Here is a 19,330-nt window from a genome sequence, read left to right on the forward strand (position 1 = left end):
GTAATATATTACTGACAGGATCTGCCGTGATGTTACCTTGTGTTTTCCCTTCAATGGAAATATAGCAAGGTGTTGGCATAACAATATCCTTTTATCAAAAATAACAAATTAAACTAAACGATTACACTAAAAACACTTCGTCCGTTATATCCGCTATCTTAGCCAGTGCGTACAATAAGACTTGAATAAAGGATAATAAAAGCTTATTAATAAACTGTAAACAGCTCCCATATTTAGTATCTCTCTAGCATAAGTCACTTTGCGTAAAATAATTGAAATATCACTATATCATGCTACATAAATAATCATAAAAAGTGTTTGTCAATATAAAATATGAGCAATAAACAAACAAATTACTCATAACCCAATAAATACTGGGTACAGTAAAATATATTTTGTTTCCAATATGGAAAGCTCAAAAAATAGTTCATAATATATTGATTTTTAAAAGTTAAAAATTAATCACATTCAATTTCATTACCTTGCCACTTTAAATAACTCAATTTTATCAATATATTTATCTACTAAGATTTGTTTGATTAAAATATAATTCTGAATAAGCCATTTATTTTATTTAGCCTATATAATATGTCTATTTTTTAATCTTCTTTTGGGCTTTTTATATTCATTTTATGAATAATGATAAAATTCGGATTGCATAAATAAGGAGAAACGAAATAAATAAAGATTCATATTATGTTAGATATATTATTTTTTATAAATAATTAATCAAATAAGTAATAGTAGAAAATGACGGGGAAAATAGAAAAAGAAAAAATGATATGGTTAACACCCAAAAAATACATAAGAAAAACCGCTTAAAGCAGTCGTTTTTTAATCAATATTAAATGTGATTTCATCACATTGCGATGGGATAAAACTATGCACTATTTTAGTGAGTATAACCATTAACCCAAAAGCCATCATCAGATAGCTTTTGGATTATAAATAAATGAATTATTTAATCACACCACATGCCATTCTAGCACCACCACCGCCAAGCGCTTCTGGGTTATCTGAGTAGTTATCTCCCCCAACGTGAACCATTAAGGCTTTATCTTTAATTTGATCAAGCTTAGTCAGTCTAGGAGCAAGAACGGCATAATCAGCGTCACCTTTACTATTGGCAACCAAACCAGGTAGATCACCTAAATGCCCTTCTTTGTTATAAGGCCCTAAGTGAACACCTTTATTTTCAGGATCAAGATGACCACCCGCTTTTAATGCTGGAACAGGTTTTCCATCTTTCATATCTGGCTCACAAGAGCCATTAGCATGGATATGAAAACCATGAACACCCGGTGTTAACCCAGTAAGTTTTGGCGTAAATAACAGCCCATAATCGGTTTCGGTAATAGTGACAACACCAATATCATCACCCGCCCCTGTAGGTAAGGCTTCTTTTAACGTAACATCTAAGCTCGCCGCACTGGCAACCGATGTAAAGAGTAGTCCAGAGAGTAACAAAGGTATCAGTTTCATAGTATCTTCCTCTTATTATTTATGCTCAGCATAAAGTCGTCGATATCAACAAATAGAGACTCACCATTAATACTGTTTCAATGTACGTTAATTAGCATATCGTCTTAATGCAAAAAAAGCGACTTATGTCAGTAAGTCGCTTTTTTATCTTAAAATATCAATAACTATCGATATTATTTACTTTTTTCAACCCATTTGCCATCAATATAAAAGGCTGACCAACCTGTTGCTTTCCCCTCTTTTTCAGAAGAGACATATTGCTGTTTAGTTTTACGACTAAAACGTACTATGGTTGGATTCCCTTCAGGATCGGTCACCGGTGCTTGTGCTAAGTAGCGCATTTTTTCCGATAATCTATCTTTAAAACGTACTAACTCAGCGACTTTCGGTGCACGGGTTTCCCTTGATTTAGGGAACGTATTGGCCGCAAGGAAAATACCCGCCGCGCCATCACGTAACACAAAGTAAGCATCCGATTTTTCACAAGGCAACTCAGGTAGTGGAACCGGATCTTCTTTTGGTGGTGCAATTTCACCACTCTTTAAGATCTTACGTGTATTTTTACACTCTTCATTGGTGCAACCCATGTACTTGCCAAAACGCCCCATTTTTAGATGCATTTCAGCGCCACATTTATCACACTCAATCACTGGGCCTTCATAACCTTTTAAGCGGAATTCACCTTCTTCAACTTCATAACCATCACATGCAGGATTATTACCACAAACATGTAATTTACGATGAGTATCAATAAGATAACTGTCCATTGCCGTACCGCATTTCGGACAACGACGACGGGCACGTAATGCATTAGTTTCCGCATCATCTCCTTCCAAGATATTAAGTAATTCATCTTCAGGAATAAGATTTATCGTTTGTTTACAACGCTCTTTTGGTGGTAAAGCATAGCCCGAGCACCCTAAGAATACCCCTGTCGTCGCTGTTCTAATTCCCATATGACGAGAACAAGTAGGACATTCAATAGAAGTAATAACCATAGGGTTAGGTCGCATTCCTCCTTCTTCTGGATCTTTTTCAGCGACTTCTAGTTGCTGACTAAAATCTGTGAAGAATGCATCTAATACCGCTTTCCAGTTTTCTTGGTTGTTGGCAACATGGTCGAGATGATCTTCCATTTGAGCCGTGAAATCGTAGTTCATCAAATCACTAAAGTTTTCTTCTAAGCGATCGGTAACAATCTCACCCATTTTTTCTGCATAGAAACGACGGTTTTCAACTTTGACATAACCTCTATCTTGAATGGTAGAGATAATTGAAGCATAAGTTGAAGGTCGACCAATACCTCGTTTTTCTAGCTCTTTAACTAATGTAGCTTCACTAAAACGCGCTGGTGGCTTAGTAAAGTGTTGCGTTGGCGATAACTCAGCTAACGCTAATTGCGCCCCGACATCAACCGCTGGTAATGTTTTATCTTCATCTTTACTGCGCATTGCTGGCATGACTTTTGTCCAACCCGCAAAACGTAATGTGCGACCTTTAGCGCGTAGTTTATAATCCCCTGATACAACCGTAAGTGTGGTTGAGTCATATTTTGCCGGTGTCATTTGACAGGCGACAAATTGATCCCAAATCAGTTGATATAAACGCTTCGCGTCGCTATCCATATCTTTTAAAGATTCAGCCGTCACATTGATATCAGAAGGACGAATAGCTTCGTGCGCTTCTTGTGAGTTCTCTTTACTTGAATAAACATTCGGCTCTTTAGGCAGATATTTTGCACCAAATTTATCGTGAATATAATCACGTGCCATTTGGATTGCATCCTGACTCAGGTTGGTAGAGTCAGTACGCATATAGGTGATATAACCTGCTTCATAAAGACGTTGAGCCAACATCATGGTCTTTTTCACCCCAAAGCTTAAGCGAGTACTTGCCGCTTGTTGCAATGTAGAGGTGATCAAAGGGGCACTTGGTTTACTGGATGTTGGTCTATCTTCACGGTTTTTAACGATGAAAGTGGCATTCTGTAACGCCTTAACCGCCACCTGAGTTTCCTCAGAGGAGACTGGTTTAAAGGCGTTATCTTGATAGTGCGTCACTTCCATACGCAAGGGTTGTTCATCGGGTGTCAGCAGTGAAGCGTGTAATTGCCAATACTCTTCTGGCACAAATGCTTTAATTTCACGTTCACGCTCGACGAGTAGGCGTACCGCAACTGACTGTACACGCCCCGCAGATAAACCACGCGCCACTTTTTTCCATAACAGCGGAGAAACCATATAGCCAACCACACGATCCATAAAACGACGTGCTTGTTGCGCGTTAACACGGTCAATATTCAGCTCACCCGGTGTTTGGAATGCTTGTGTAATGGCATTTTTCGTAATTTCATTAAATACGACACGACTAAATCTATCATCTTCACCGCCGATCACTTCGCGTAAATGCCACGCGATAGCTTCTCCTTCGCGGTCAAGGTCCGTTGCGAGATAGATATGATCTGCTTTTTCAGCCAATGCTTTTAGTTCAGCGACTACCTTCTCTTTACCCGGCAGAATTTGGTAGTTTGCATGCCAACCATTATAAGGATCGACACCCATACGGCTGACTAAGGCTGATTTCTCATCCTTTTTAACCTTTTTCACGCCTTTCGTGGCGGATGAGTTTTCGCTCTTCTGGCTGCCAGAACCACTTTTTGGCAAATCACGAATGTGACCCACGCTAGATTTTACTACGTAGTCATTGCCAAGATATTTATTGATTGTTTTGGCTTTAGCCGGGGACTCCACGATAACAAGAGCTTTACCCATAATTACCTTTACCTAATTAAACTTTGTCATGACGGTATTGTTTAATACCCTCAGCTCAGAAAACTTTTGAAATCTCTTTTTATATTGCGTTAGTTTTGCAATATATCAACCTGTTTTTATTCAAAGCTTTTGTTTAAACGCAAAACACGTTACTTTTTTTGAGGTATTTTAATCACCTCATCACTGATTCAGGTCTAAAACATAGCGATGTCTATGTATATAGAGTAGCTAAGCTTTTAAAAATGCCACACTCTACCTGATAAAAAGCGAGGCGCAACAAATTATTTTTCTAAGGAGCATAAATGATGTCGACACAAACTACACCTATTTCCGCAGAGATGCTACTTGAAAAAGCGAATAAAATCATACGTGAACATGAAGACTATTTACAAGGTATGTACGCAGATTCTGTTGAACAAAAAGGCAATGTACTGGTATTTAAAGGCGAATTTTTTTTAGATGAACAGGGTTTACCCACGGCTAAAAGTACCGCTGCATTCAATATGTTTAAACATTTAGCACATGTGTTATCTGAAAAATACCATCTAGCGTGATGATGTTTGCTGACTATTTTGGCACTTATTGCCAAGAAATCGGTTATTAACTATCAATATAAGATATAGAGAAGATTTTCAGAGCCTATCAATTCAATATGTAATATCAATTATATTTATTTTCTCTTTATCGCTATATTGAGTCTTCCTAGAAAGAGGAAATATTGCCCGATTGTTGTTAAAAATTATCAATTATTTTTATGCCAGTGTGTACCTCACTGGCTTTTTTTATTCGAAAAACGCTGAATAAATAATAAAAAAATAGCGATACTCAGCTTACATCTAACTGCTGAATATCGCTAATTTGATAGCAACACGTTATTTGATAATGCTTATAACAGTGGGTTTTTACCCCTTTGTAGCCAACGCATCATTAATTTATCCACGCTTTCCATTGCGCCACCAGTGACTCGTTCTACCATTTTTTTCTTCAGGATATATTGAACGGATAATACTTCAAAATCATTAATACGACTGATGAGCCAATCATCGCTGACCCCCACTTCATCAATCAGTCCTTTATCTACAGCATCCGTTCCATACCAATACTCACCAGTTGCAACACTATCGATATCTAATTCAGGGCGATATTTATGCACAAAAGATTTAAACAACAGATGGGTTTCATTAAGATCTTGTTTAAATTTCTCACGACCTTCATCCGTATTTTCCCCTAATAGGGTTAACGTGCGTTTATATTCACCGGCAGTATGTAACTCAACATCAATGTCATTTTTCTTTAATAAACGATGAATATTGGGTATTTGAGCGACCACACCGATAGAGCCGATAATCGCAAAAGGTGCCGCAACAATTTTATCAGCGACACAGGCCATCATATAACCCCCACTGGCGGCGACTTTATCGACCACTGCAGTTAATTTGATCCCTTTATCTTTTAAACGAGTTAACTGGGCTGCTGCTAGGCCATAACCGTGAACCATACCGCCAGGACTTTCAAGACGAAGCAGTACTTCATCACCCGCTTGTGCCACAGAGAGGATAGCGCTTATCTCTTCACGTAATGCACCAACTTCATGGGCATCCATGCTACCTTTAAAATCAATAACATATAAACAAGGTTTAACAACGCCTTTGCGCCCTTCTTTAGCATTGTTTTTACTCAGTTTTTGCTCTTTCTTTTGTTGTTTTTTAAACGCTTTATGCCACACTTTTAATTCAGCCTCATCCATTTTGGCTTGTTGCATAACACGTTGTTTATCGTGGTAAGACTCAGCAAGATCAGTCACCTTTAATGTGCCTTTTCGATGTTGCTTTTTACTACCGATAACCACAAAAAACGAAACAATAGCAATAATAGCGACAACAACTGTCGCAATCTCAGCTAAAAACAGTCCATATTGTAAAATATACTCCACAAAGGCCTCTTTTAAGGTTAATAAAACACAGTGAAATCATAGCACCTAGTTTAACGAAATTTTACGCTGATGCCAGTAACAAAGGCGCCATTCTGGCAGTTATTATCTGTATCACTAGCCGTTAATCACTTTAAAAATGAGTCGCTAAACTGGTTCTTAAGCACATAAGACGTTACACTTTATTTATTTTTCAATAAACAGGATATTAATATGTTGCAATATCAACCCGATCATACTGTATTAAGAGATAAAATAATTCTAGTAACGGGGGCTGGTGATGGCATAGGTAAAGAAGCTGCTCTCACATATGCTCGCTATGGTGCGACATTAATCTTGTTAGGACGTACCTTATCTAAGCTTGAAGATGTACAAAATGAGATTATCACTTCAGGCGGGCAACAACCGATGCTTTACCCTTTAGATCTACTCACCGCGAGCGAGAACGATTATCAGGAATTTGCTGATACTATCGTAAAACGTTTTCCTCATTTGGACGGTGTATTACAAAATGCCGGCCTACTCGGTGTCGTTGAGCCGATAATTAACCAACCAAGTACACTTTGGCATGATGTGATGCAAGTCAACGTTAATGCAACCTTTATGTTGACTAAAGCCTTAATCCCCCTAATGCTTAAGGCGCCTCATGCAAGCCTTATTTTGACAACCTCCAGTGTTGGTCGCCAAGGCCGTTATGGTTGGGGGGCTTATTCTGTCTCTAAATTTGCCACAGAAGGCTTAATGCAAGTGTTACATGAAGAATATAAAGACAGTAGCTTGCGTATTAACTGCATCAATCCGGGTGGAACACGCACCAGTATGCGAGCAAGTGCCTTCCCCGATGAAAATGCACAAAAACTTAAAACGCCAAAAGATCTAATGCCGTTATATCTCTATCTAATGAGTGATGACAGCATTGAAGTGAGTGGTCAATCTTTAGATGCACAACCCGATCGTAAAGCCGGACCTGCTGAATAACTTGAGAATATAAGGTTTATCCTATGAGTGATGCACAACACCAACAGCGCCAACAACGTTTGAAAGAAAAAGTTGATGCCCGAATTGCGCAGGCGCAACGCGAACAAGGCATTTTGATGATTTTTACTGGTAATGGTAAAGGGAAAACCACCGCCGCCATGGGAACCGCTACACGTGCGGTTGGTCATCATAAAAAAGTCGGTGTTGTGCAATTTATTAAAGGGACATGGGAAAATGGAGAACGTAATCTTTTAGAACAAGCCGGCGTTCCCTTCTATGTTATGGAAACCGGTTTTACATGGGAAACTCAAGATAAAGCTGCCGATACACAAGCCTGTTTAAATACTTGGCAATATGCACTGCAATTACTCAATTCACCTGACTATGATTTAGTTGTGTTAGATGAACTTACTTATATGATCAGTTTTCATTATCTACCACTTGAAGATGTGGTTGCGGCTATTACTTCTCGTCCTGATCATCAAAGTGTTATTATTACAGGACGAGGCTGTCATAGACAATTAATAGAATTAGCAGACACCGTTACGGAAATGCGTCCTATTAAGCATGCGTTTGACAGTGGTATCAAAGCACAAAAAGGAATTGATTGGTAAAATAAACGCGTATAATAAACTCGTATTATGTGTTCAGATTGCCGTAATATATTTATATCAATACAGGTTCACCTAATATACCTGCACCAAATATTCTTCCGGTCTCTTTTATTAATTGAAAGTAGGCTTCTTTATCATCCAGTATATCATTTTGTATTTGTTGGCTATAAATCCATGCCATAGACATGATATGCAGATGATAAATATTATAAAGCTCTTGTTTCTTATCAGGATCACGAGACGCTAAATACGAGTAAACTATTTCATAAATAGTATTAGCTTCTTGGACTAATTCTTTATTATTAAAATTTATTTCACTCAGTGTAGGATTAAAATCCTCAGTACGTGTATCTTTTTCATTTATCCAACTAAACTGTTCTTTCTTAGCTTGTTTGGTTAATAAATCGTGATTATTATCGAAATGAATACCATAAGGATATTTGGCTAAAAACGTTTGAAACTCCTCTTGAGAGAAGCATTTAGTCAATACATTGCCTACCCCAGAATTCTTCCAATCTGGTAAATAAGGAGGAATAGGCTCATTTAATGGAATGTCACAACGAAAGATATTGTTGTCGATAAACACAGCATCTGTGCTATTAATGGCACCATGTATTAATTGTCCATTGATCCAAACAGAGTGCGTATCTAAATAAAAGTGTTCTTTATTTTCTTCTGAAGTAAACACGGAAGTAAAGCTATAGTATATTTCCTGAGAGGGATTAATAATCCCCCCATTATTTCCAGGGTAAACCATAAATACTTTCTTTTCACCTGAGTTTGATTCTAATATATGCTCTCCATTGGTTAATGTTATTTTTTTTACCTCACCTTTATTAATCGAAAAATGATTAGTATCAATTTTAAATTGTAACGGCACATTGTTATTGTTACTGATATAAAAAATGCCTGTTTGTGTTGTCGATGTTGTTGCCTCATCACAGCCTAAACTAAGAAAGTTCATACACAACACTGTTGTTAAATAAATATAACGATGCATATTATCGCGTATACCTTATCGTAATAAATACAAATAAAATATTAATATGATAGAAACAGCTTATCATCGTATTAATATAAGCATCATAGTTTTATTTATTATAAAAATAAAGCTATCAAAAAAAGAAGTCTGCTAAAAATTAGCAGACTTCTGTATCTAACTGAAAATTTAATTTGAATTTATCAATAATTATTCGTTTATTTGCTTTTACTTCCCGCTGATTGGCGGCGGCTTGAGGCACGCTTAGCCGGTGAAGTTGAAGTACGCGCAGAAATTTTGGTATGGCGTTTCACCGCCCGACGAATTTGATTTGCTTTAATTCGACGCTGATCTTTTTCGACAGCCACTTTGGTTACTGTCTCATCGTTTAGTTCCACCAGCTGGCGTAAATAGTTAATTTGATTTAAGCCTAGCTCAACCCATCCGCCACGTGGAAGTCCTTTAGGCAAATCAATATCACCATAACGAACACGAATAAGGCGACTAACCTGCACACCTACCGCTTCCCACATACGACGGACTTCTCGATTGCGTCCTTCCGTTAGCGATACATTGTACCATTGGTTAATGCCTTCACCGCCGCGATAAGAAACTGAACGGAATGATGCCGGCCCATCTTCTAATTGTACCCCACGAGTCAATTGACGAATTTTTGCATCATCAATTTCACCAAAAACACGTACCGCATATTCACGCTCAACTTCACGACTTGGGTGCATTAAGCGATTGGCTAACTCACCATCAGTGGTAAAGAGTAATAAACCACTGGTGTTAACATCAAGACGACCAACGGCTATCCAACGCGCACTATTTAAACGCGGAAGACGTTGGAATACGGTCGGTCTGCCCTGTGGATCACTACGTGTACATAGCTCACCTTCTGGCTTGTAATAAGCTAACACTCGACAAACATCTTTTTGTGCTTCGCGAATACTTAATATACGACCATCTAAACGGATTTTGGCTGTAGAATTGGCATCAATACGATCGCCTAATTTTGCCTTCACGCCATCAATACTGATACGGCCTTCTTGAAGATAGCCTTCAATCTCACGTCGAGAACCATGACCAGAACGAGCAAGAATTTTTTGTAATTTTTCAGTACGTTGCGATTTATCGCTCATGAAACAACCTCATGTGTCGCCTTCACAGGCGTCATAAAATAAATTAGTTTTAAAATCAATCAGGTAAAAAATAACCCATGTTTATTAAACTGTTTAACAAACACAGGTCTATTGATTCAGGGATAAGCCATGCCAAAGTGACAATAAAATGAGCATGACAAATAAAATCGTGTTGATAAAATAACGCCTTAGGCTTCCATCGTTACTATGCCGTTTACTTCAAAAACAGCTTTCTTGATGTCACTAACCACAAGATGCACCCAATGGCTTTATCGCAGTGCGTAAATTTAACACAAGCAATAAATCTCTTCACCTTTTATCTCACTATAATAAGTCCCCTATGATGCATTTACCAAATTTAAAAGGTTATTGAAAAGGCGTAATATCGCCCATTCCTTCACGGACAATAACGGGGCTATCTTCTGTTAAATCAATCACCGTGGTTGGCTTTTGCCCCAAGTAACCGCCGTGGATCACTAAATCAACCTGTTTACCCAATAAGTCATTAATCTCTTCCGGATCTGACTCTGCAAAATCATTACCCGGTAATATTAAGCTGGTAGACATTAATGGCTCACCGATATTTTCTAATAATGCCAGCGCAATAGGATTAGAAGGTACACGTAAACCAATTGTTTTACGTTTATCATTCATTAAACGCTTAGGTACATCTTTGGTGGCTTTTAAAATAAAGGTGTAGTTACCAGGCGTATTATTTTTAATTAAACGGAAAACAACATTATCAACATAGGCATAAGTGGCAATTTCTGATAAATCTCGACACATTAGAGTGAAATTATGATGTTTATCGAGTTGGCGAATTCGACAAATACGCGTCATCGCATCTTTATTATCCAAACAACAACCTATCGCATAGCCTGAATCTGTTGGATAAATTACCACTCCGCCTTTGCGTAAAACATCCGCACTTTGTTCAATTAAACGAGCCTGCGGATTATCAGGGTGAATGTAAAAAAGTTGGCTCATATATCCCTCAACGACTTTTTGATGTTATCCCTGCCATAATGTCCATACAGGTTCAACATTAGCGGGTAACCATAAATTACGTCCTAGCTCTATCCACGAGCAAGGGCGATGAAAATCAGAACCTAACGAAGCTTTAAGATCATAAGCTTGTGCTAAAGCTGCGTGTTGTTCTCGCTCTTGTGGTGGTTGTTGGCATTGTGCCACTTCTATAGCATCACCACCTTGTTGTTTAAAATAAAGCACTAATCGCTTTAACCATTTAGAGGATAGACCATAGCGACCAGGATGTGCCAATACCGCAACTCCGCCTGCTTGATGAATAGCCGTGACAGCGTCACCAATTGAGCACCATTGTGGCGGTACATAACCTGTTTTTCCTTTTGCTAAATAGCGTTTAAATACTTTATTGACCGATGCCACATGCCCTTCATTAACCAAAAAACGCGCAAAGTGTCCTCGTGTCACTTGCCCGCCTTTCGCTAGGGCACTTGCCCCTTCCCATGCCCCAGCAATACCCGCTTTAGCTAAACGTTCGCCGATCATTTTAGCGCGAGTTTCACGGCATTGACTCTGTTTTGCTAGGCATGTCGTCATAGCTTGGTGTTCGATATCAATCTGTAATCCAACAATATGGATTTCTATATTCTCCCACAAAGTCGATATCTCGACACCTGATATCAAAGTTAAAGGTAAACTTTTTTCTGCAATATAATTTTTGGCAGGTTGGATAGCAGCAGTAGTATCGTGATCGGTTATCGCTAATACCGTAATTTGTTTTTCAATGGCTCTATCGATTAATTCATCAGGTGAGAGCTCGCCATCTGATGCAGTAGTATGGCTATGCAGATCATAAATCACGCGTAAATCAGATAGCAATTCAGTCATTCCTTCTCCCTGTTTATCCTCAGTGATACAACGAATTTTTAAGAGTATGCCATAAAGTACTTGACGAACCTAATATAATCCAGTTTACTAGTACACAACATGAGCTAGTCTATTAAATATAAACTTATCATCCGCTGTAAGGAGATCTTATGAATATCAATCAACGTCTTATTGCTCTGTGGTGGCGCAAAACTCTTTTATGGGCGGTTTGATCTCCTGCTTAGCATCAGTGATATCTAAAACCCGCCTACCGCGGGTTTTTTTATATGCCAATTTTGTGCTTATCAGCACCAGAAAAAAGAAAATAGAGCGATAATAATGAACACTTCACTTGCATTCCCATTAACAACTAAGGTAACGGCATTGCCTTATCACAGCGAGCCGGCGTTACTTTTCAATACGTTGTGTGAACATCGTCATCACACCTTATTGTTAGAATCCGCACAAATTGATACCAAAGCCAATTTAAAAAGTTTGTTAATCGTTGATAGTGCATTACGTATTAGTGCAAACAAAAATCAAGTGACTGTCGATGCGTTAAGTCTCAACGGCCAACATATCTTAGCGTTATTAAAAAACGCACTAAAAGAAAAAAGCACACTCTCCGTAGAGCAAGCGGAACAATGTGTATTTACTTTTGCATCATCATCTTTCCCTCAAGATGAAGAGAGCAAGTTAAAAGCGGCTAGCGTATTTGATGTTTTACGTTTTTTCCTAGCAAATAGCGCTGCAAAAGAAGCCAATGCTATTTTTGTGGGAGGGTTATTTGCCTATGATTTAGTGAACGGATTTGAATCCTTACCTGATTTAGAAGCGGTTTTTTCTTGCCCTGACTACTGTTTTTATTTAGCTGAACAGTTAATTGTGATCGACCATCAACATCATCATAGCCAATTAATTTCCGTTGCCTTTACGGATAATCCACAAGAGTGTCAGCGTCTTGATAACCGTCAGGCACAATTAGTTGCACTCGCACAGCAACCTTTAAAACAACCACAACGTCAACCATTAACACCTCAGCAAGCGGTTGTAAGTAGCAATATGAATGACGAAGAGTATGGTGCTATTGTTGAAGCGATGAAAACCTATATTCGTCGTGGCGATATTTTCCAAGTTGTTCCATCACGTCGTTTTCAAATTAACTGCCCTTCACCACTGGCTGCCTATCAAGTTTTGAAACAAAAAAACCCCAGTCCCTATTTGTTTTATATGCAAGATGCGTTATTTACCGTTTTTGGTGCGTCACCTGAAAGTGCGTTGAAATATCAAGCAAGTGATCGCCAAATTGAAATTTATCCTATCGCAGGTACACGCCCAAGAGGTCGCAATGCCGACGGCTCAATCAATGCTGATTTAGATAGCCGCATTGAGCTTGAAATGCGCACAGATACCAAAGAGTTATCAGAACACCTTATGTTGGTTGATTTAGCACGCAACGATTTAGCGCGTATCTGCCAAGCTGGAAGCCGTTATGTCGCCGAATTAACCAAAGTAGATCGCTACGCTTTTGTTATGCACTTAGTATCAAGAGTGGTAGGAACATTACGTCATGACTTAGATATTTTTCATGCCTATCAAGCCTGTATGAATATGGGGACACTCTCAGGAGCACCGAAGGTCAGTGCTATGCAACTGATTGCACAATATGAAAAAACCAAACGAGGCAGTTATGGCGGTGCAATTGGCTACTTTACTGGTAACGGTGATTTTGATACTTGCATAGTTATTCGTTCTGCTTATGTAGAAAAAGATATTGCAACTATTCAAGTGGGCGCTGGTATTGTGCTCGATTCTGATCCCAAAATGGAGGCAGAAGAAACTCGCAATAAATCACAAGCGGTTATCAATGCCATTTTACAGGCGCATGCTGAAACGCATATGCAGGAGGCTTACTAATGGCGACGCTCTTACTACTCGATAATATCGACTCTTTTACTTATAACTTAGTCGACCTTTTACGCAGTCAACATCATCAAGTGATCATCTATCGTAATGATGTCAGCGCTTCTTTTATCGAAAAACAATTAAACCTGTTAGATAACCCTATTCTTATGTTGTCTCCCGGCCCTGGTACACCATCACAAGCGGGTTGTATGCCTGAGCTACTTAATCGCATGTTAGGTAAATTGCCTATTATTGGTATCTGTTTAGGGCATCAAGCCATTATTGAAGCTTATGGCGGTAAAGTCTCTTCTTGTGGGGAAATTTTACACGGTAAAGCTACGCTCGCCACCCATGATGGGCAGGCGATGTTTGAACATCTGCCAAATCCTCTGCCCGTCGCTCGTTATCATTCACTCTCTGGCGAAGTTGTGCCTGAGCAACTTATCGTCAATGCGTGGTGTGATAACACCGTGATGGCCGTGCGCCATCGCCAACATCGAACTTGTGGTTTTCAGTTTCATCCAGAATCAATTTTAACCACTAAAGGCGCACAACTTTTACAACAAACCATTGCATGGGCACAAGCACCAAGAGGAGACGCATAATATGGATACTATCTTCAATAAATTATTTGCAGGACAACAATTAAGCTTAGAAGAGAGCCAAACACTGTTTAGTGCGATTATTCGTGGTGAATTAACAGAATCACAGTTAGCAGCCGTATTGATTAGTATGAAAATGCGTGGTGAGCACCCTCAAGAGATTGCCGGAGCGGCTCGTGCCCTATTGGATAATGCCTCTCCTTTTCCACGCCCAGATTATCTGTTTTGCGATATTGTGGGTACTGGCGGCGATGGAGCCAATAGCATCAATATTTCAACAGCCAGTGCGTTTGTCGCGGCAGAAATTGGTCTAAAAGTGGCTAAACATGGTAATCGTAGCGTGTCTAGTCGCTCAGGATCATCAGATTTATTAGCGGCATTTGGTATTCCGCTAGATAAAAGTGCCAACGATGCCCGCCAATTGTTAGATGAAATTGGACTATGCTTTTTATTTGCGCCGCTTTATCACAGTGGTTTTCGCTTTGCCGCCCCTGTGCGCCAACAGCTAAGAACACGCACGCTCTTTAATGTGTTAGGCCCATTAATTAATCCAGCGCGTCCGCCTTTAGCATTAATTGGTGTTTATAGTCCTGAATTATTAATGCCTATTGCAGATACCTTAAATGTCTTGGGCTACAAACGTGCGGCAGTGGTCCATAGTGGTGGAATGGATGAAGTGTCATTACATGCTCCCACACAAGTGGCTGAATTACACAATGGGGAAATCACTCGTTATCAATTAACCCCAAGTGATTTTGGTCTACGTCCTTGTGCGATAAGTGATCTTGAAGGCGGTACACCTGAGGTTAATCGCCAATTATTGGCTAATTTACTGCAAGGACAAGGTAAACGCGCACACACTGAATCCGTCGCTGCCAATGTCGCCTTATTAATGCGTTTACACGGACAAGAAGATTTGAAAGCTAATACCGAAGTTGCTATGCACGCAATCTATAGCGGTAAAACCATTAATCGCGTTAATGCGCTAGCCGCAAGAGGATAAAAATAATGACTGTATTAAATGCCATTGTTAAAGATAAAGCCGAATATTTAGTTGCACGTAAAGCACAGCAACCTTTATCAACCTTTATAGATAAGATTGCGCCATCGACACGCTCATTTTATCAAGCATTAACGCGATCACACCCAGTGTTTATTTTAGAGTGTAAAAAAGCATCGCCCTCAAAAGGGATTATTCGCTCTGATTTTGATCCCGTTGCCATTGCGAAAATTTATCAACCCTATGCAGCCGCTATTTCGGTACTGACTGATGAAAAATATTTTCAAGGCAGTTTTGATTATTTACGTCAAGTTAGTGATGCCGTTCATCAACCTGTTTTATGTAAAGATTTTATTATCGATGAATACCAAATTTATTTAGCTCGTTTTTACCAAGCTGATGCCATTTTATTAATGCTTTCTGTTCTTAATGATGAACAGTATCGTGCGCTTAGTGCCGTTGCTCACCAATTAAACATGGGAGTATTAACAGAAGTGAGCACCGAAGAAGAGCGTCAGCGAGCCATTGAGCTTAAAGCAAAAGTGATCGGGATTAATAATCGTAATTTACGTGATCTCTCTATTGATTTATCCCGTACCGAACAACTTAGCCAAGGTTTACCGCAAGAGGCTATTGTTATCAGCGAATCTGGAATTCATACCCATCAACAAGTTAAAACACTAAGTCAATATGCTAATGGCTTTTTAGTGGGTAGTGCCTTGATGTCACAAGAGAATATTGCCCAAGCGGTAAGAGCACTTATTTTGGGAAAGCATAAAGTGTGCGGCTTAACCCGCACACAAGATGTAAAAGCGGCCTATCAAGTGGGTGCCTATTATGGAGGATTAATTTTTGCTGAGAAATCACCACGAAGAGTGACACTGTCACAAGCGCAATTATTGATAACACAAGCGCCATTAGCTTTTGTGGGCGTTTTTCAAAACCAATCTATTGAGCTGATTTGTGACTATGCTAAACAACTTAATTTATCTGCGGTTCAGTTACATGGCGCTGAAGATGCACAATTTATTGCCCAACTAAGGGAAAAAATCGCTCCACAATGCGAAATTTGGCAAGCGCTTAATATGGCTTATCACCATGATATTCAGCACATTGCACAAGTTAACAAATATGTATTAGATAATGGTACGGGTGGTACAGGTAGAACCTTTGATTGGCAAACTATTCCGCCTACTTTACGCCATAAAGCATTACTTGCAGGTGGCCTAAACAGTGATAACTGTTTAGACGCTCTAAACACCGGTTGCTTAGGACTTGATTTTAATTCAGGGGTGGAATCTTCAGCAGGTATCAAAGATCCACAACGTCTATCGCAAGTCTTTACACAATTACAACAAAGCAAATTTTCACAAAATTTCTGACAAGGACAACATCACAATGAGAAAACTTAATCCCTACTTTGGTGAGTTTGGTGGTCAATATGTACCAGAAATATTGATCCCTGCATTAGATCAACTTGAACAAGCCTTTATTGACGCACAAAACGATCCGTCATTTCAGCAAGAGTTTCAAGATCTACTCAAAAATTATGCAGGTAGACCAACGGCACTGACACTCTGTCGCAATTTGACCCAAGGTACTCGTACCCGTTTATATCTAAAACGTGAAGATTTATTGCATGGCGGTGCTCATAAAACAAACCAAGTATTAGGCCAAGCACTGCTAGCAAAACGGATGGGAAAAACAGAAATTATTGCAGAAACGGGCGCTGGGCAACATGGTGTTGCCACTGCGTTAGCTTGTGCTCTGTTAAATATGAAGTGCCGTATTTATATGGGGGCAAAAGATGTTGAACGTCAATCACCCAATGTATTTCGTATGCGTTTAATGGGTGCCGAAGTTATTCCGGTGCATAGTGGTTCATCAACATTAAAAGATGCGTGTAATGAAGCGTTACGTGACTGGTCTGGTTGCTACGAGCGTGCTCACTACTTATTAGGCACTGCGGCAGGCCCGCATCCTTATCCCACTATTGTTCGCGAATTCCAGCGCATGATTGGGGATGAAGCTAAAGCGCAAATTTTAGCCCGTGAAGGTCGTCTCCCTGATGCCGTTATCGCCTGTATTGGCGGTGGCTCTAACGCCATTGGCTTATTCGCCTCATTTATACCAGAAACCTCAGTACAATTAATTGGTGTTGAGCCGGCAGGAAAAGGGATCGAAACAGGAGAGCACGGAGCACCATTAAAACATGGCAAGTTAGGCATTTATTTCGGTATGAAATCACCGATTATGCAAACCGAAGAAGGCCAAATTGAAGAGTCCTATTCTATTTCTGCAGGATTAGATTTCCCATCCGTAGGCCCGCAACATGCGCATTTAAACAGCATTGGCCGTGCAGATTATGTTTCTGTAACAGATGATGAAGCCATTGAGGCTTTTAAAACGCTATCACGCCGTGAAGGGATCATCCCCGCATTAGAATCGTCACATGCTCTGGCCTATGCGTTGAAACTGATTGCCCAAAATCCAGATAAAGAACAACTCTTAATTGTCAATTTATCCGGACGAGGTGACAAAGATATTTTTACTGTTAACGATATTTTAGCTGCACGAGGAGAAATTTAATGAGCCGTTATCAATTATGCTTTGAAGCATTAGCACAAAAACAACAAGGCGCGTTTGTTCCCTTTGTCACTTTAGGTGATCCCGATGCTGAACTGTCGTTAAAAATTATTGACGCATTAATTGAAGGGGGTGCAGATGCGTTAGAGATAGGCATTCCATTTTCTGATCCACTGGCTGATGGCCCTACTATTCAAGGGGCAAACTTACGGGCATTAAATGCTAATGTCACCCCAACCCTCTGTTTTGAGTTATTAAGCCAGATCCGCCAAAAACACCCCACTATTCCGATTGGACTATTGGTGTATGCAAATCTTGTTTTTAGCAATGGCGTTGATAATTTTTACCATAAATGCCAACAAGCGGGTGTTGATTCAGTACTGATTGGTGATGTTCCCTTGCGTGAAGCAAAACAATTTCGAGAAGCGGCATTAAGCGCGAATATTGCCCCGATTTTTATTTGCCCGCCTAATGCAGATGATGAGTTATTACAAGAGTTAGCCACCAGCGCAGAGGGATATACTTATCTATTATCAAGAGCCGGTGTTACGGGGACAGATAAACGAGCAGAACAGTCACTCACTCATTTAACCAGTAAACTTAAAGCTTATAATGCACCACCTGCATTACAAGGTTTTGGTATTTCTGAGCCACAACAAGTTTCACAGGCCATTAGTAATGGTGCATTTGGCGCTATCTCAGGCTCAGCCGTTGTACAAATTATTGAAAATAACCTACATCAACCTGATGTGATGTTAAAAATGTTGACGCAGTTTGTGCAACAAATGAAAGCCGCAACAATAAGCGTTTAAGTCTAAAATTATTATCGCCGTCTGCTTAGAGAAAACTTTTTCCTAAGCAGATTTTTCCTAATTTAATCATTAACAATCGACCATCACTTCCCCATCAGCCTCTATTCATAGCGCGAGTAATGCTTGATTCGCCTGAACAAGCATAAAACTATTTTTGCTCAGTCAGTTGGCAATCTGTCATTTCTTGCACATACTTTATATAGGGTATACAGCTTTAGGTTTTCTATTCAGTAGTACTCAATCAATAATGTCATTATAAGGAGTTTGATAATGAAACTATGGGCAAAAATTTCTACCGTATTAGCGGCATTACTTATGGCCATGACTTTATCTGCATGCTCTCCAACGGCAACATCAGAAGGCACTGGGGGATATTTTGATGACTCGGTGATCACCACTAAAGTAAAAACAGCTTTAATTGGTGAGAAAAACCTAAACTCAACACAAATTAGCGTTGAGACATTTAAAGGTAAAGTTCAGTTAAGTGGTTTTGTCTCTTCACAGGCTGATGCAAATCGCGCCATAGAAACCGCACGTAAAGTCACTGGCGTTAAAGGTGTCATTAACTCAATGGTTATCCGTTAAGCTATTTTTTATAAGTCAGTAAGAAAAAAGCCACTTCGGTGGTTTTTTTCTTGTCTCGCCTAAAGCATTCCATACTCTTTGGTATGAAGA

15 protein-coding genes and 2 pseudogenes are annotated in these 19,330 nt (G+C 39.5%); 9 read left to right on the top strand and 8 right to left on the bottom strand.

What is annotated here, in order from left to right; genetic code table 11:
- Positions 1-4 precede the first annotated feature (4 nt).
- The 3 genes and pseudogenes from HMPREF0693_RS19780 to topA form a co-directional block, all read right to left on the bottom strand.
- Positions 5-79, bottom strand: a pseudogene (locus HMPREF0693_RS19780) (hypothetical protein); the annotation flags it as partial.
- A gap of 878 nt (positions 80-957) precedes the next feature.
- Complete coding sequence (gene sodC, locus HMPREF0693_RS01770) at positions 958-1,482, bottom strand: superoxide dismutase family protein (RefSeq protein ID WP_004243045.1); 525 nt, start codon at positions 1,480-1,482, stop codon at positions 958-960.
- Positions 1,483-1,655: 173 nt separating this feature from the next.
- Positions 1,656-4,253: a type I DNA topoisomerase gene (topA, locus tag HMPREF0693_RS01775; protein WP_004243046.1), complete on the bottom strand. Its 2,598-nt coding sequence runs from the start codon at positions 4,251-4,253 to the stop codon at positions 1,656-1,658.
- Between the two features lie 305 nt (positions 4,254-4,558).
- Here topA and HMPREF0693_RS01780 point away from each other — a divergent pair, with 305 nt between their 5' ends.
- On the top strand, positions 4,559-4,807 hold the full coding sequence (locus HMPREF0693_RS01780; RefSeq protein ID WP_036896103.1) for a YciN family protein: 249 nt from the start codon (positions 4,559-4,561) through the stop codon (positions 4,805-4,807).
- Positions 4,808-5,139: 332 nt separating this feature from the next.
- Here HMPREF0693_RS01780 and sohB read toward each other — a convergent pair whose 3' ends face one another.
- A complete protein-coding gene (gene sohB / locus HMPREF0693_RS01785) occupies positions 5,140-6,186 on the bottom strand; it encodes a protease SohB (protein WP_004243049.1) in 1,047 nt (348 codons plus the stop codon).
- Positions 6,187-6,399: 213 nt separating this feature from the next.
- Here sohB and HMPREF0693_RS01790 point away from each other — a divergent pair, with 213 nt between their 5' ends.
- Together HMPREF0693_RS01790 and cobO are read left to right on the top strand one after the other, a co-directional pair.
- The gene (locus HMPREF0693_RS01790; protein WP_026090429.1) at positions 6,400-7,161 is read left to right on the top strand and encodes a YciK family oxidoreductase; all 762 of its coding nucleotides are present in this window, start codon (positions 6,400-6,402) and stop codon (positions 7,159-7,161) included.
- Between the two features lie 23 nt (positions 7,162-7,184).
- Positions 7,185-7,775, top strand: a complete 591-nt coding sequence (cobO, locus tag HMPREF0693_RS01795) for a cob(I)yrinic acid a,c-diamide adenosyltransferase (RefSeq protein WP_004243052.1) — start codon at positions 7,185-7,187, stop codon at positions 7,773-7,775.
- Between the two features lie 52 nt (positions 7,776-7,827).
- Here the strand turns inward: cobO and HMPREF0693_RS01800 are convergent, their stop codons facing one another.
- From HMPREF0693_RS01800 to rnm, 4 genes are all read right to left on the bottom strand, one after another.
- Positions 7,828-8,739 (bottom strand): hypothetical protein, encoded by a 912-nt coding sequence (locus HMPREF0693_RS01800; protein WP_248694445.1) that lies wholly within the window; start codon positions 8,737-8,739, stop codon positions 7,828-7,830.
- Positions 8,740-8,972: 233 nt separating this feature from the next.
- Entirely contained in the window at positions 8,973-9,899 is a 927-nt protein-coding gene (rluB, locus tag HMPREF0693_RS01805; RefSeq protein ID WP_004243055.1) for a 23S rRNA pseudouridine(2605) synthase RluB, read from the bottom strand.
- A gap of 366 nt (positions 9,900-10,265) precedes the next feature.
- Entirely contained in the window at positions 10,266-10,886 is a 621-nt protein-coding gene (locus HMPREF0693_RS01810) for an L-threonylcarbamoyladenylate synthase (protein ID WP_004243057.1), read from the bottom strand.
- Between the two features lie 24 nt (positions 10,887-10,910).
- Complete coding sequence (gene rnm, locus HMPREF0693_RS01815; RefSeq protein WP_004243058.1) at positions 10,911-11,771, bottom strand: RNase RNM; 861 nt, start codon at positions 11,769-11,771, stop codon at positions 10,911-10,913.
- A gap of 318 nt (positions 11,772-12,089) precedes the next feature.
- Here rnm and HMPREF0693_RS01820 point away from each other — a divergent pair, with 318 nt between their 5' ends.
- The 6 genes and pseudogenes from HMPREF0693_RS01820 to HMPREF0693_RS01850 all read left to right on the top strand — a co-directional run bounded on the left by HMPREF0693_RS01820 (position 12,090) and on the right by HMPREF0693_RS01850 (position 19,240).
- A complete protein-coding gene (locus tag HMPREF0693_RS01820) occupies positions 12,090-13,667 on the top strand; it encodes an anthranilate synthase component 1 (protein ID WP_004243059.1) in 1,578 nt (525 codons plus the stop codon).
- Positions 13,667-15,260, top strand: a pseudogene (trpD, locus tag HMPREF0693_RS19395) (bifunctional anthranilate synthase glutamate amidotransferase component TrpG/anthranilate phosphoribosyltransferase TrpD). The gene HMPREF0693_RS01820 and the pseudogene trpD overlap by 1 nt, the downstream one beginning before the upstream one ends.
- A 5-nt stretch (positions 15,261-15,265) precedes the next feature.
- Positions 15,266-16,639 carry a bifunctional indole-3-glycerol-phosphate synthase TrpC/phosphoribosylanthranilate isomerase TrpF gene (gene trpCF, locus HMPREF0693_RS01835; RefSeq protein WP_004243064.1) on the top strand — a complete coding sequence of 458 codons (1,374 nt, stop codon included), beginning with the start codon at positions 15,266-15,268 and terminating at the stop codon, positions 16,637-16,639.
- A gap of 16 nt (positions 16,640-16,655) precedes the next feature.
- Complete coding sequence (gene trpB / locus HMPREF0693_RS01840) at positions 16,656-17,846, top strand: tryptophan synthase subunit beta (protein WP_004243066.1); 1,191 nt, start codon at positions 16,656-16,658, stop codon at positions 17,844-17,846.
- Positions 17,846-18,655: a tryptophan synthase subunit alpha gene (trpA, locus tag HMPREF0693_RS01845; RefSeq protein WP_004243068.1), complete on the top strand. Its 810-nt coding sequence runs from the start codon at positions 17,846-17,848 to the stop codon at positions 18,653-18,655. The genes trpB and trpA overlap by 1 nt, the downstream gene beginning before the upstream one ends.
- A 270-nt stretch (positions 18,656-18,925) precedes the next feature.
- Positions 18,926-19,240: a BON domain-containing protein gene (locus HMPREF0693_RS01850; RefSeq protein WP_004243069.1), complete on the top strand. Its 315-nt coding sequence runs from the start codon at positions 18,926-18,928 to the stop codon at positions 19,238-19,240.
- The last annotated feature ends 90 nt before the right edge of the window (positions 19,241-19,330 follow it).

It is taken from the genome of Proteus mirabilis ATCC 29906 (assembly GCF_000160755.1).
Taxonomy (GTDB): Bacteria; Pseudomonadota; Gammaproteobacteria; order Enterobacterales; family Enterobacteriaceae; genus Proteus; species Proteus mirabilis.

Bases quoted from the DNA above. Each gene is read 5' to 3' on its own strand.
- sodC (WP_004243045.1), bottom strand. From the start codon at position 1,482: ATGAAACTGATACCTTTGTTACTCTCTGGACTACTCTTTACATCGGTT.
- topA (WP_004243046.1), bottom strand. From the start codon at position 4,253: ATGGGTAAAGCTCTTGTTATCGTGGAGTCCCCGGCTAAAGCCAAAACA.
- HMPREF0693_RS01780 (WP_036896103.1), top strand. From the start codon at position 4,559: ATGTCGACACAAACTACACCTATTTCCGCAGAGATGCTACTTGAAAAA.
- cobO (WP_004243052.1), top strand. From the start codon at position 7,185: ATGAGTGATGCACAACACCAACAGCGCCAACAACGTTTGAAAGAAAAA.
- HMPREF0693_RS01800 (WP_248694445.1), bottom strand. From the start codon at position 8,739: ATGAACTTTCTTAGTTTAGGCTGTGATGAGGCAACAACATCGACAACA.
- rluB (WP_004243055.1), bottom strand. From the start codon at position 9,899: ATGAGCGATAAATCGCAACGTACTGAAAAATTACAAAAAATTCTTGCT.
- HMPREF0693_RS01810 (WP_004243057.1), bottom strand. From the start codon at position 10,886: ATGAGCCAACTTTTTTACATTCACCCTGATAATCCGCAGGCTCGTTTA.
- rnm (WP_004243058.1), bottom strand. From the start codon at position 11,771: ATGACTGAATTGCTATCTGATTTACGCGTGATTTATGATCTGCATAGC.
- HMPREF0693_RS01820 (WP_004243059.1), top strand. From the start codon at position 12,090: ATGAACACTTCACTTGCATTCCCATTAACAACTAAGGTAACGGCATTG.
- trpCF (WP_004243064.1), top strand. From the start codon at position 15,266: ATGACTGTATTAAATGCCATTGTTAAAGATAAAGCCGAATATTTAGTT.
- trpB (WP_004243066.1), top strand. From the start codon at position 16,656: ATGAGAAAACTTAATCCCTACTTTGGTGAGTTTGGTGGTCAATATGTA.
- trpA (WP_004243068.1), top strand. From the start codon at position 17,846: ATGAGCCGTTATCAATTATGCTTTGAAGCATTAGCACAAAAACAACAA.
- HMPREF0693_RS01850 (WP_004243069.1), top strand. From the start codon at position 18,926: ATGAAACTATGGGCAAAAATTTCTACCGTATTAGCGGCATTACTTATG.